The 13,017-nt window shown below is 67.2% G+C and carries 9 protein-coding genes; 4 read left to right on the top strand and 5 right to left on the bottom strand.

Annotation, left to right across the window (positions count from 1 at the left end; all coding sequences use genetic code 11):
• The first annotated feature begins 20 nt into the window (after window positions 1-20).
• Together QP552_RS12210 and QP552_RS12215 are read left to right on the top strand one after the other, a co-directional pair.
• Window positions 21-1,793 (top strand): chloride channel protein, encoded by a 1,773-nt coding sequence (locus tag QP552_RS12210; protein WP_286073735.1) that lies wholly within the window; start codon window positions 21-23, stop codon window positions 1,791-1,793.
• A 100-nt stretch (window positions 1,794-1,893) separates the two neighbouring features.
• On the top strand, window positions 1,894-2,610 hold the full coding sequence (locus tag QP552_RS12215; protein WP_049427162.1) for an MgtC/SapB family protein: 717 nt from the start codon (window positions 1,894-1,896) through the stop codon (window positions 2,608-2,610).
• 73 nt (window positions 2,611-2,683) lie between these two features.
• Here the strand turns inward: QP552_RS12215 and QP552_RS12220 are convergent, their stop codons facing one another.
• Window positions 2,684-3,085 (bottom strand): MerR family transcriptional regulator, encoded by a 402-nt coding sequence (locus tag QP552_RS12220; protein ID WP_049427164.1) that lies wholly within the window; start codon window positions 3,083-3,085, stop codon window positions 2,684-2,686.
• A gap of 63 nt (window positions 3,086-3,148) precedes the next feature.
• On the opposite strand from QP552_RS12220, the gene QP552_RS12225 reads away from it, so the two are divergent.
• Window positions 3,149-3,976, top strand: a complete 828-nt coding sequence (locus QP552_RS12225; RefSeq protein ID WP_286073736.1) for a class I SAM-dependent methyltransferase — start codon at window positions 3,149-3,151, stop codon at window positions 3,974-3,976.
• 85 nt (window positions 3,977-4,061) lie between these two features.
• Here QP552_RS12225 and QP552_RS12230 read toward each other — a convergent pair whose 3' ends face one another.
• The 4 genes from QP552_RS12230 to QP552_RS12245 all read right to left on the bottom strand — a co-directional run bounded on the left by QP552_RS12230 (window position 4,062) and on the right by QP552_RS12245 (window position 12,082).
• Window positions 4,062-4,352 carry a hypothetical protein gene (locus tag QP552_RS12230; protein ID WP_014037513.1) on the bottom strand — a complete coding sequence of 97 codons (291 nt, stop codon included), beginning with the start codon at window positions 4,350-4,352 and terminating at the stop codon, window positions 4,062-4,064.
• A gap of 123 nt (window positions 4,353-4,475) precedes the next feature.
• Window positions 4,476-5,315, bottom strand: coding sequence for an OmpA family protein (locus QP552_RS12235; protein WP_286073737.1), 840 nt, complete (start codon window positions 5,313-5,315; stop codon window positions 4,476-4,478).
• A 61-nt stretch (window positions 5,316-5,376) separates the two neighbouring features.
• Entirely contained in the window at window positions 5,377-10,866 is a 5,490-nt protein-coding gene (locus tag QP552_RS12240) for an ESPR-type extended signal peptide-containing protein (protein ID WP_286073738.1), read from the bottom strand.
• A gap of 235 nt (window positions 10,867-11,101) precedes the next feature.
• Complete coding sequence (locus QP552_RS12245; protein WP_099553288.1) at window positions 11,102-12,082, bottom strand: helix-turn-helix domain-containing protein; 981 nt, start codon at window positions 12,080-12,082, stop codon at window positions 11,102-11,104.
• A gap of 693 nt (window positions 12,083-12,775) precedes the next feature.
• Here QP552_RS12245 and QP552_RS12250 point away from each other — a divergent pair.
• Window positions 12,776-12,979 (top strand): Flp family type IVb pilin, encoded by a 204-nt coding sequence (locus QP552_RS12250; RefSeq protein ID WP_099553287.1) that lies wholly within the window; start codon window positions 12,776-12,778, stop codon window positions 12,977-12,979.
• Window positions 12,980-13,017 lie beyond the last annotated feature (38 nt).

The raw sequence follows: 13,017 nt of genomic DNA on the forward strand, positions 1-13,017 counted from the left end.
CGGCGTATCATGCCGCCACCATGTCTTCGCCTGTTTCGCCATCGCGCCTGCATCTGGCCTTCCAGGGCCTGCGCCTGCGCCTGCGCGGCAGCGATCTGTGGTTCATCGCACTGGCGCTGCTGGTCGGCCTGATCGCCGGCTACCTGACCCTGCTGCAGTCGGGCATCGCACGTTGGTTGCAGGGCACGCTGTATGGGCTGGACGAAGGCATGCGCCTGAGCTCCCTGCCCTCGCTGACCTGGACTGCGCTGCTGGTGCTGCCACTGGGCGGGCTGCTGGTCGGCCTGGTCAGCCTTGCGGCGACGCGGCTGAAGCGACCGCTGCTTGATGCGGTCGAAGCCAATGCCCTGCACGGCGGCCGCATGTCGATGCGCGACAACCTGATCGTGCTGACCCAGACCCTGCTGTCCAACGGCTGCGGCGCGTCGGTCGGCCTGGAGGCTTCGTATACGCAGATGGGCGCGGGCAGCGGCTCGCAGCTGGGCCGGGTGATGCGACTGCGTCGCAACGACGTGCGCATCCTGGTTGGCGCCGGTGCCGCCGGTGCCATCGCCGCTGCGTTTGGTGCGCCGCTGGCCGGTGCGTTCTACGCCTTCGAGATCGTCATCGGCGCCTACACCCCGGCCGCACTGGCGCCGGTGGCCGTCGCCGCGCTGGCTGGCGCCTTCGTGGCCGACCAGGCCGGCATCGAGGCCTATCTGCTGCCAGCGGCCTCAACCATCGACGTGCACGCCGCCGACTACGCCATCTACGGCCTGCTCGGCTGCTGCTGCGCGATGGTCGGCATCGCCATCATGCGCCTGATCGCCTCGATCGAAGGCACGGTCAAGCGCAGCCCGCTGCCCGCGTGGGGCCGGCCGGTGGTCGGCGGCCTGCTGCTGATTCCACTGGCACTGGCCAGCCCGCAGGTGCTGTCATCCGGCCACGGCGCCCTGCACCTGGACCTGACCACGCACCTGCCGCTGATCTGGATCGGCGGCCTGCTGACGCTGAAGTGCCTGGCCTCGGGCATCTCGCTGGGCTTCGGCTTCCGTGGCGGCCTGTTCTTCGCTTCGCTGTTCATGGGCACCCTGGTCGGCGCGCTGTTCGCCGGGCTGCTGGGCATGGCCACCGGCGTTCCGGTGGTCGACGCCACCTCGGCCGCCCTGGCCGGCATGGCCGCGCTGGCCGCCGCCGTGGTCGGTGCGCCGATGACGATGGCCATGCTGGTGCTGGAAGGCACCCACGACTTCCTGCTGACCAGCGTGGTGATGAGCGCGGTGCTGGTGTCCAGCACGCTGGTAAGGCAGTGGTTCGGCTACTCGTTCTCGACCTGGCGCATGCACCTGCGCGGTGAAACCATCAAGAGCGCCCGCGACGTCGGCTGGGTGCAGAACCTCAATGCCGGGCGCCTGATGCGCAAGGGCGTGGCCACCGCCCCGGCCGATCTCGATGTGGCCTCCTTCCGCCAGCGCTTTCCGCTGGGCTCGGGCACCCGGGTGATCCTGATCGACAGCGAGGGCCACTATGCCGGCATCGTGCAGATTCCACGGGTCTACGGCGATGGCGTGAAGCCGGAAGCCCTGATCGGCGAACTGTCCGAGAACCGTGACGTCTCGCTGGCTCCATCCTCCGACGTGGTCAGCGTGATGCAGCGCTTCGACCAGACCCAGGCCGACGAGCTGGCCGTGGTGGCTGCCGACGGCCAGGTATTGGGCGTGGTCTCTGAGGCCTTCGTGCGCAAGCGCTATGCCGAAGAACTGGACAAGCGCCAGCGCGAACTGATGGGCGAGCGGGTCGAGGACACCGACTGATCCCGAAAAGGGGACGGAGGGGATCAAGTCGTTTGTGGCCCATCCGGGTATCCACGCATGGCATGGTTCCACCGTCACATGACCGGGGTAGACTCCGGCCATGCGCTTCATCGAAACCTTCCAGGCCGGCCCCTTCGCCGACACCGTGGTCAGCCTGCTGGCCGCTTTCGTACTGGGCACGCTGATCGGCGCCGAGCGCCAGTACCGGCAGCGTACCGCCGGCCTGCGCACCAACGTACTGGTGGCCGTGGGCGCGGCCGCCTTCGTCGACCTGGGCATGCGCATCGCCGGCAGCGCCGAAGCCGTGCGGGTGATCTCCTACGTGGTCTCCGGCGTCGGCTTCCTCGGCGCTGGCGTGATCATGAAGGAAGGCATGAACGTGCGCGGCCTGAACACCGCCGCCACCCTGTGGTGCTCGGCGGCGGTGGGCAGCTGCACCGGTGCGGACATGCTGGCCGAAGGCGTGCTGCTGACCGTACTGATCATCGCCGGCAATACCCTGCTGCGGCCGCTGGTAAACGCGATCAACCGCATTCCGATCAACGAGGCCGCCACCGAAGCCACCTATGAAGTGCGACTGAGCGTGGATGCCGAAGCCGTGCCGCGGGTGCGCGAACGGCTGGTCGACGCGCTGGAAGCGGCACAGTACCCGGTAGGCGACGTGCAGGTGGTCGAGCATGCCGACGCGCCCTCCGATGTGATCGCCGTGCTGGTCAGTACCGCTGTGAGTGCCGACGAGCTGGATGTGGTGCTGGCGCGGATGGAGCACGTACCGGGCGTGCTGCATGCCACGTGGGAAGTCAGCACCCGCGATTGATTCATACACGCATGGCGTGGATCTGCCGAAGCCGTGGTGCAGTAGATCCACGCCATGCGTGGATGCCCTCCTCTCACCCACCCATTCGCTGCTGCGCGCGCAACAGTTTCCGGAACGAACCGCACTTCCGGGCATCCTCTGCCTGCGGGCATGCCGCAGCCCGCTGCAGATGCCGCCGTACCCGCTGCAGCTGGGTGATCTGCCGTTGCAGCACCTCAGCCTGCGCCAGCAACGCCTCGCGATCCAGGGTGATACAGCCCTGCCGTGGCAATGACAGCCCGATCTGCTGCAACGACAGCCCAGCGGCCTGGCCCAGCCCTATCAGTGCCAGCCGTTCCAGCACCTGCTCGTCATACTGCCGTCGCAGGCCACGGCGCCCCAGCGCCTGCAACAGCCCCAGCTGCTCGTAGTAGCGCAGGGTCGAGGCCGGCACCCCGCTGCGCTTCACCACCTCGCCGATATCCAGTTCACGCATGGGCTTGACCTCAAGTCGTCTTCAAGCAGCAACCTATGGGCCACTTCCGGACAAGGCAAGGCCATGGCCAGCACATCCCCCGTTGATCAGAACACCCTCTGGAATGGCCCCGGCGGCCAGATCTGGGTCGCCCAGCAGGCCATCCTCGACGGCCTGTTCCAGCCGATGGCCGACCTGCTGGTCGCCGAGTTGCCAGAAACCATCACGCAACTGCTCGACATCGGATGCGGCACGGGCGCGAGCCTGCTTGCCACCGGCGCGGCACGCCCGGCCGCCCACTGCACCGGCCTGGACATCTCCGCACCGATGCTGGCAATGGCGCGCAAGCGCGCAGAAGCGGCGGGGCTGGACGCTGACTTCATCGTCGCCGACGCGCAACAGCACCCACTGCCCTCTGGGCACTTCGACTGGATCCAGTCGCGGTTGGGGGTGATGTTCTTCGAGGATACCGGGGCCGCATTCGCCAACCTGCATCGTGCAGCCAGGCCAGATTCGGGCCTGCGCTTCATCGCTTGGCGCAGCGCAGAAGAAAACCCGTTCATGACGACCGCCGAACGGGCCATCGGTGATGAGCTGGATCTGCCGCCGCGGAGACCTGGCGCACCCGGGCAGTTCGCCTTCGCCGACGGTGAACGCATCCACCACCTGCTGCAGGCCGCCGGCTGGAAGGACGTCGAAGTGACTGCGGTGGACCTGTCCTGCTCGCTCGCCCGCAATGAACTTCCGACCTATGTGGGGCAGCTCGGTGCGCTGGGTCTTGCCCTGCGAGACCTGCCCGGAGAACGCGCCGCCGCGCTCCGCGACAAGGCGCTGGCAGCATTCACGCCATTCATCGAGGGCGATCGGGTCCGCGTGGATGCTGCCTGCTGGTTGATCCGCGCACGCGCATGACACAGAAAAGGGGACGGAGGGGATTAAGTCGTCAATGCCCCAGCCGTACCGGAAACGACTTGATCCGCTCCGTCCCCTTTTTCTTCTACAGCGCCTCGCCGGCGTCGGCCAGGCGCGATTCGATCAGCGCATACCACTGCTGCAACACGTCGATGAGCATGTCCAGCTCGGCGTCGGTGCGCTGTGCGCGGCCGCTGCGCAGGCAGGCCTGGGCTTCCTGCAGCTGCGCCAGGAACCCGGCCACGGTATCGGCCTGCAGGATCAACCCTGGCAGGCGCCGCCCGGGAATGCGCACCACGGCATGGTTGCCGAGCTGGCCATACACACTCAGTGTGGCTTCCGTCTTCATGGAAAGAGGCAGGAATTGGGCATTCATCGCGTGCACCATGGAGAAAACCTGAGCCGCCGGCAGTCGTGGTCGACGGGGGAGACGTAACCACGTCCTGCCGGCGGTCAGGGGGGACTCGGTATACCGGGACACTTCCCCGGCGTGGAACTGTCAGCGCGGCTGGGCCATCCCGGCGATCTGAACGCGCCGGTTCGGTGCCAGGCACGCGATCAGCTCGCGACGGTTGCGCTGCTCGCACTGCACGATCGGCTCGGCCGCACCCCGCCCTTCGGCACTGATCGCGGTGGCGGGCACCCCGCCCTGCACCAGGGCATTTCGCACGGCCTCGGCGCGGCGCTGCGACAACGTCTGGTTGTAACTGGCGCTGCCAATGCGATCGGTGAATCCGGTCACCCGGATCGACTGCACCTGCGCGGCCTCGCGCACCTGCGCCAACACCCCCTGTACCGCACGCTGGCCTTCTGCGCTGAGCACTGCACTGTCAAACCCGAACAGCGCGTCGGCCGACAGCCGCAGCGGCTGCTCCGGTAGCGGTGCCGGCGGCGGCGGGGGTGCGGGTGGCCGTGGTGGCTCGAGCACGGCCGCGCACGATTCCGGCTTCCAGTAGCCGCCCTGGGCGATGCCCTTGCTGTCGAATCGCACCTGGAACTGGCAGGTGAAGTATTCGGCACCCTGCGCCGTCCGGAAGTTGAACAGGTAGTTCCACTCGCGCACGCCCCACATGCCTTCGTTGAAATGCGGCGTGCCCAACAAGGTGTAGAGCTGGCGCTTGCTCATGCCCGGCGCGAAGCGGCGCAGGTCGGCGACATCGGGATAGATGCCCTCCTTCAGCGAGGCCTTCGAGGCGTCCGGGAAGTGGACGGCGGTGGCTTCGGCCGGACCGTCGGCGGCCGGCGCATGGCTGCGGCACGCGGCCAGCAGCCCCATCCCCAGGATCAGGCCCAGCGTAGCGGCCAGCCGGCCGGTGCGGGCGATGCGATGCTGTTTCATGTCGTTCCCCCTGTAGACGTTTCCGCGATGCCGGGCCGCACATGCGACCCGGCGGCGGGGATCACCACTGGATGCCGGCACCGACGGCCACGCCGGCCTCGCCACGGCTGTTGGTGGAGCCGCTGAACTTGTAGATCCAGCGACCACCTTCGGAGACTCCGGAGATACCGATCGCCACGCCCGACTCACCGTTGTAGCTGCCGGCTGCGACCGAGGCCATGCTGCGGCCCGCTTCGCTGGGCTGCGGCAGGGCAGCGGTGGCCATCGCCGAAGCGATACCGGCCGAAGCGCGGTTGTCGGTCTTGCGCAGGTCGCGCTCGAAGCCGCCCATGCGCTCGTCGGTGTAGGCCTTGGACCAGTCCAGGGTCTGTGCCATGCCCGACTTCAGCTGGTCCACGTTGACCGCATCGGTTCCGGCGGTGCCCGCGGCGACATTGCGCACCGTGGTCGGGCCGCTGGTGGTGCTGCCCAGGGTGACGCTGTTGTAGTTGGTCGCGCCGTTCACCGTGGTGTCGTAGCGGATCGTGCCCTGCTGCGAGGCCTGCAGCTGGCGCACGTTGACCGCATCGGTGGCCTGCGAACCATCGGCCACATTGACTACCTGGCGTTCGGCACCACTGGCACCGACCGATACCGTATTGGCCCGGTTCGCAACCGAACCCGCACCCAGGGCCACCGAATTGTCGGCCTGTGCCTGCGACCCATTGCCCAGCGCCGTCGAATTGGCACCGGCAGCGGTGGAGCCTGCACCACCGGCGGCCGAATTGGCACCGCTGGCGGACGGGTCGGCCAGGTTGTTGGTGTTGTTGGCGCGGAAGCTGCCGGCCACATTGGTGATGTTCTTGATCTTCTGGTCGGTGTAGGACTTGGACTGGTCGATGGCGTAGTTCACGCCATTCTTCAGCTGGCCGACATTGGTCGCGTCATGGTCGTCGGAGCCATCGGCAACATGGGTGATCTTGCGCTCGCTGCCGCTGCTGCCGACCGACACTTCACCGGCCGAGTTGCTGGCACCGGTCTGGCCGTAGGCGCCGGTATAGCCGCTCTGCGCACCGACGCTGGCCACCGAACCGGCACCCAGCGCCACGCTGTTGCCCGCGCTGGCACTGGCGCCATTGCCGACCGCCACGCTGCTGGCACCTGCGGCACTGGCCTGCGGGCCGACCGCCACCGCCTCCGCGCCAGCCGCCGTTGCAGCCGCTGCCGTCGAGTTCACCGCCAGGTAGGCACTGCCACCGCCACCATTGGTGATGCGCTGGTTGAGGACCTTCAGCGAGCCGTCCACAGCGGTGAATGCGGCGGTGACGTTGTTGTAGTCACCGCTGGTGAAGGTGCCATCGGTAGCGATGCTGGAGATGCTGAACTTCGGTGCGGTCCACACGTTGGTGGTGCCGTTGTAGGCGGTGGTGCCACCGAAGTAGTTGGCGATGGTGCTGTTCGTGCTGAACAGCTGGTCGCCGGTGATGGCATCACTGCTGCCGGCCAGGATGCTGCCGGCGGCGACGTTGGTGATCTTCACCGCACCGGTGCCGGTACCCTTCAGCGAGACGCTGTTGATCACGTTGCCACTGCCATCGACGTCGTACTTCACGGCCAGCTTGTCGATCTCGCCGGTCTGGTCGGCCACATTGGCCAGCGAGTTGCTGACCGCGTCGAAGGCCGTGCCGACGTCGTTGTAGTTGCCCTTGGTGATCGTGCCGTTGGCGGCGACGTTGTTGATCGAGTAGGTCGGTGCGGTCAGCACGCCGCTGGCGTTGACCGCTGCACCACCACCGAGGTGGGTGGCCACGGCCTGGTTGGCGGCGAACAGCTGGGCACCGTTGATGGCTTCACTGCTGGTGGCACTGACCTGGCCCGGGCCGAGGTTGCGCAGCGTGGTGGCGGTGCCGGTCTGGCCAAGCGTGGCGCTGGCGTAGTTGACGCTGCCGTCGCCGTTGAGGTCGTAGCGCAGGGCGCCCTGCTCGGATGCCTGCAGCTGGCCCACGTTCACCGCATCGGTCGCCGCCGTACCGGCGGCCATGTTGGTGACCTGGCGCTCGGCACCGGCCGCGCCGATGGAGACACTGTTGGCACGGTCAGCCAGGCTGCCGGCGCCCACCGCGATGCTGTTGGCGGCGGTGGCGCGGGCGTTGGTACCGACCGCGATTGAATCGGTGCCGCTGGCCACGGCCTCGGTGCCGGTGGAGTTCACACGCAGGTACTTGGTTCCGCCATTGCGGATGTCGGTGATCTGCGTGTTGAGGTTGACCAGCGAGCCATCGACGGCCGCGAACGCGTCGGTGGCGTTCTCATACAGGCCCTTGGCGATGGCGCCACCGGTGGAGATGCTGCTGATCTCGAACAGCGGTGCGGTGAAGACACCACTGGCCGGATCGAACGCCGCGCGGCCACCGAAGAAGCTGGCGATGGCTGCATTGGTACCAGCCAGCTGGCCACCGTTGACCGCCTCCAGGCTGCCTGCGGTGATCGCGCCGCCGGCCAGGTTGCCGATGGTGGTGGTGCCGGTACCGGCGCCGAGGGTGACGCGGCGATAGTTCGGATTGCCGCCCGCATCCAGGTCGTAGGTCACCGCAGCATCGGCCACGCCGTTGATCAGGCTGATCGCACCCTTCAACTGGGCCACGTTGACCGCATCGGTGTTGACGCTGCCGGCAGCCACGTTGGTGATCTGGCGCTCGCCACCACCGGCGGTGCCCACCGACACTTCACCGGCCGAGACCTGCGGCGCAGTGAGGCCATACGCGGTGTAGCTGGCCTGCGCACCGCGCAGTGCGGCCGAACGATAGCCCAGGGCCACCGAGTTGGCCTGGTTGGAGGTGGCTTCAGCACCCAGCAGGGTCTGGCCGTTGGCCGTACCCACGGCACTGTCACCGACGATCACCGAATGGCCCAAGCGCGCAGCGTAGTCGGCGGTCGGCACACCGGTCGGGTTGCTCGGGTCGTTGACCCCATCACCCGGGAATGCCACGTTGGCATCAACCTTCGGCAGCTCGTGGCGTGCGTTGGCACCAATCACCACTTCCTTCGAACCGTTGGCGAACGCACCGTCGCCCATCAGCACCTGGTAGTCCTGCGCGGCGTTGACCGCCCAGCACGAGATGTCGGCCAGGGCGATGTCCAGGCACTTGGCTGCCCAGGCAGGCGAATCCTTCGGCAACAGCAGGCCCAGCAGGCCGCCCGGGTTGCCGTTGTTGATGTTGTAGATGTAGCTGTCGGAGGTGACACCACCGATCAGGGTCAGGTGCGAGCTGCCACCGGTAACGGCACCGCCCAGCCCGTTGAGGGTGCTGCCGACCGGCGACAGGTTCACCACCGGCAGGCCCAGCACGTTGACCGTCGAATAGGTCTGCATCACGTTGGCGTTGCTGAGCTTGAGGTTGCCGTTGCTCAGGTAGCCATTGCCACCGAACAGGCTGGTGGTGGTCGGGCCGATCAGCTGGCCGACATTGCCGACCAGGCCGCCGGTGCCGATGACCAGGCCCGCATTCGGATCCGCCGCGGCAGGGGCCTTCGGGCTGGTGGGGGGAATCGCGGAGGGCTTGGTCAGGCCCAGGCCGCTCAGCGTGCCACCGACCAGGCCGCCGACCGCGCTGCCCAGATTGCCAAGAGTGCCGTTGAGGTTGCCGTTGAGCAGGTTGCCCACGGCGCTGCCGACGTTGCCGAGCGTGTTGCCCAGCAGGCCACCCAGGCCAGTGCCGGAGCCAGTGGCGCCATTAAGCAGGCCGCCGACGGAACCGACCGTGTTGTTGAGCGTGCCGCCGACCGCAGTGCCGACACTGCCAACCGTGCCACCGACGGCGCCCACGGTGTTGTTGAGCGTGCCGCCCACTGCGCCGCCCACACTGCCGACGGTGCCATTGAGAGCTCCGCCAACAGCGCCTCCGACCGCGCCGACAGTGCCCGCCGCACCATTCAATGCGCCACCTACGGCGCCCACAGTGTTGTTGAGCGTGCCGCCTACGGCGCCGCCCACACTGCCGACGGTGCCATTGAGAGCTCCGCCAACAGCGCCACCGACCGTGCCCACAGCGCCGTTCAGTGCGCCACCGACTGCGCCCACCGTGTTGTTGAGCGTGCCGCCTACGTTGCCGACAGTGCCGTTGAGGGCTCCACCCACCGCACCGCCCACGGTGCCTACGGCGCCATTCAGTGCGCCACCCACGGCGCCTACAGTGTTGTTGAGCGTGCCGCCTACGGCACCACCCATACTGCCGACGGTGCCGTTGAGGGCTCCGCCCACCGCGCTGCCGACCGTGCCCACAGCGCCATTCAGTGCGCCACCCACGGCGCCCACCGTGTTGTTGAGCGTGCCGCCTACCGCACCGCCAACGCTACCGACCGTGCCGTTGAGGGCTCCGCCAACTGCACCACCGACACTACCGACCGTGCCGACGGCGCCGTTCAGTGCGCCGCCGACGGCGCCTACAGTGTTGTTGAGCGTGCCGCCCACGGCGCCGCCCACACTGCCGACGGTGCCGTTGAGGGCTCCGCCCACCGCGCTGCCGACCGTGCCCACAGTTCCATTCAGTGCGCCACCCACGGCGCCCACAGTGTTGTTGAGCGTGCCGCCCACGGCGCCGCCCACGCTGCCGACGGTGCCGTTGAGGGCTCCGCCGACCGCGCCACCGACCGTGCCGACCGTGCCGTTGAGCGCGCCACCGACGGCGTTGCCCGCCGCGCCGACCACGCCGCCCACCAGCCCCCCGACACCCAATGCGCTGTTCTGCGCCGCAACCGTTGCCTGGCCCGCCAGCTTCAGATTGCGATCGGCAACCACTTCCTGGCCATCCGGCGCCTGCACGCGCACCTTGCCCGCTGCACCGGCATCGAATGCTGCGGTGATTGCGCGATCGTGGGTTTCTCCCGGCAGTTCCTCCTTGGCGGGCAGCGTGATCGCCGCCGTCGCCTTTGCCTGGCCCTGGGCGTCGATCTGATGGCTTGCCACCTTCAGCTTCGAATCCAGCGCCCCATCAACAGAGGCCTTCAGACCCCGCAGTGCACCCGCCGGCGCGCCGCTGATGCCGGCGGCCGCTTTTGCACCGGTATCGATGGATGCCACCTGCGCACCGCCCAGGCCGATGTTGGCTTTCGCGCGGACTTCCGCAGCAAGCCCCGGGACGGCGACCTGCTTCGGCGCCGTGTTCGCGGCCAGCTTCACCTGCACGGTGGCCGGCAGCACGTCACGCACCACCGGCAGCGACGCGGTGCTCAACTGCAGGCCGACGCGCGCATCCGCGCTGATTGCCGGGCTGCTCTGGGCCTGGCTTGCGGCAGCCGCAAGGGCCACCTCGGCATCGACCTTGACCGGCATGGGCTGGGTGTACTTGGCTGCAAGTGCCTGCAGATCACGCAGCGACTGATTGGATTCGGAGGCCCCTGCGTGGCCACTGGCCAGCGCACACAGCAGGGCCAGGGCGAGCGTGGTGGGCATCAGCAGGAAGGCGCGCGGATCCCGCGCGGCACTGCCACCGCTGTCGCCGGTGGCCAGTTCGGAGGCCACGACCAGAGCATTGAGCTGGCGGTTCCATACACGCCGGTAGATGCGATTCATGAGCACTTCCCCCGTAGGCGAACAACTGGAATGTCAGTGGACTTGCCGTTTGGCAGGTGATTGACATTTCAGCGCTCGCGGCGGCGGCTGCGCACTTCATTCCGGCACGGCAATCGCGCATTCCGGCAAATCCACGGCCGGAATCGGCAGCGGGTTATGCAGAAGCGGCAACGATATCGGCAAGCGCATGGGCAATTCCGGCAGAAACCACCCCGAAACCCTTGCGGCGCTTGATTCAGGCCGGCTGGCCGATCTGCGCGGGAGCGCGCATCAGCGTATCGCGCGGCAGTTCCCCGAAGACCTTGCGGTAATTGTCGGCAAAACGAGAGAGGTCCCAGAGGCCGCAGCTGAGGGCGATCGCCTTCACCGAACGGCGGCTGGAATCGGCCATCGACAGGCTGCGGCAGGCAGCGCACAGCCGCAGCATGGACAGATAACGGTTGGGCGAGGTTCCGAACAGATCCTCGAAGGCATAGCGCAGGCCGCGTTCGCTGACACCCGCCGCGTCGCATATCTCGTTCATGTAGATATTGCGGCGCAGGTTGAGCCGCATGAAGTTCTCCGCCCGCTGCGCGATCAGATAATGCGTGCGCCGCGCGCGGCTGCAACCAGGGCGGTCGGCGGCGCCTGCACCGAGCAGGGCCTGCACGTGCTCGTGCAGCAATCGCTCGGTTTCTTCCGGCTGCAGGCCAGCACCCTGGCCGAGCTGAAGATGCAGCTGCTGATAATGATGGGCGAGTGGTGCCGAATCGTTCGCCAGATTGAACAGTGAAAGCGCCTGGCCCGCGGGCGGCGTGCTGCGCAGGCTCAGCTCGGTCAACTTGCGTTGCACCCGCGCGACCGGCACCAGCATCAGGGTCATGTGCGTACCTGGGCTCAGCGTGAACTCGCTGATGCCCTCGGGCATCACCGTCAGTGCCATCCCCGGTGTAAGCGGCACCCCGTGGCACCAGCTCAGTGTTTCATCGGTCGCGTGCAGATACCCCAGCATCGCCCAGTCGGGTGGCAGCATGAAGCGGCCACGGCAATGGAAGCCGCAACTGATGCTGCAGAACAGGGCTTCCTCATGCACGCGCGAAGCAAAGGCCGCCCGCGGCCCGTTGCCATCGAGCAGCAGCAGTTCGACATCGCACACACGAAGCACGCCACTCAGCGTCGCCAGATCGATCGATCGCAGGCCGCTGTCGTCGCTGTCTTCTACCCCACCATCGACCATGACAGTGTCGTCCCCCCTTTGATCCGCAACACGCTGCGGCCCCCACTGCCTGACAGGGCCACACCATTCCTCCAGGAACCTTCGCCATTGCCGGGATCGCTGCGGCCGGTGCCGCACGACCAACCCGATTGAAAGCAGCAACCTGGAACCGAGTATGCCCGATAATCATCGAAGGTAAACCCGAACCCTGCATTGAAGAAAATAGATACACAGATGAAGAAAATGTGGTCGCCAGTGGCACGATTTTCGCATGCGCCATTTGCGACATCACATTATCTGCACGTCGATGAATCGTTTTGCCGGCGAACGGATATACGTCACAGAAACAGCCTGAAAGTTTAAGGATCGGCGCGTTTCTGCCGAATTTGCATATAGGTTCCGGTTGCAGCCAACCGCCATTCAGGCAAAGTCGATAACACGGTGATCCGGTCGCTTCAAAACGACCACACCTGGGGGAGCGCATGACCACGACCGTATCGCAGAACAGTTCGGCCACCGGCGCAGCGCCGCGTGGTTGCGACGTTGCGGCCGGCATTTCCCCCGGGGCCGATTACCCAGAATGAGCACGGCGGGTCATTCCCGTCATGCCACCCCGCCAGGACGTGCGGGGCCCACGGACGATCCCGGCGGAGCCGGGCCACCGCCCAACAGGTGTCCTGCATCTGCAGACAACAAGTAGAGGGAGACAAGGCCATGAACGCATCCATCCGCAAGTTCCTGAAGGAAGAAGATGGCGTCACCGCGCTCGAGTACGGGCTGCTGGCCGCCGTCATCGCCGGCATCCTGATCGCGGTCGGCAACAAGGAGATCAAGGGGTTCTTCGAGACGCTGTTCAAGAACCTCTCCGACCTTGCCACCAAGGCCTCCGGGTCGACACCTGCGACCGGCGGCGGCTGAGCCTGCGTGCATCGCGCATCCCTGCAGCGGTGCTGGGA

This window comes from Stenotrophomonas sp. 59 (genome assembly GCF_030291095.1).
GTDB classification, from domain to species: Bacteria; Pseudomonadota; Gammaproteobacteria; order Xanthomonadales; family Xanthomonadaceae; genus Stenotrophomonas; species Stenotrophomonas maltophilia_Q.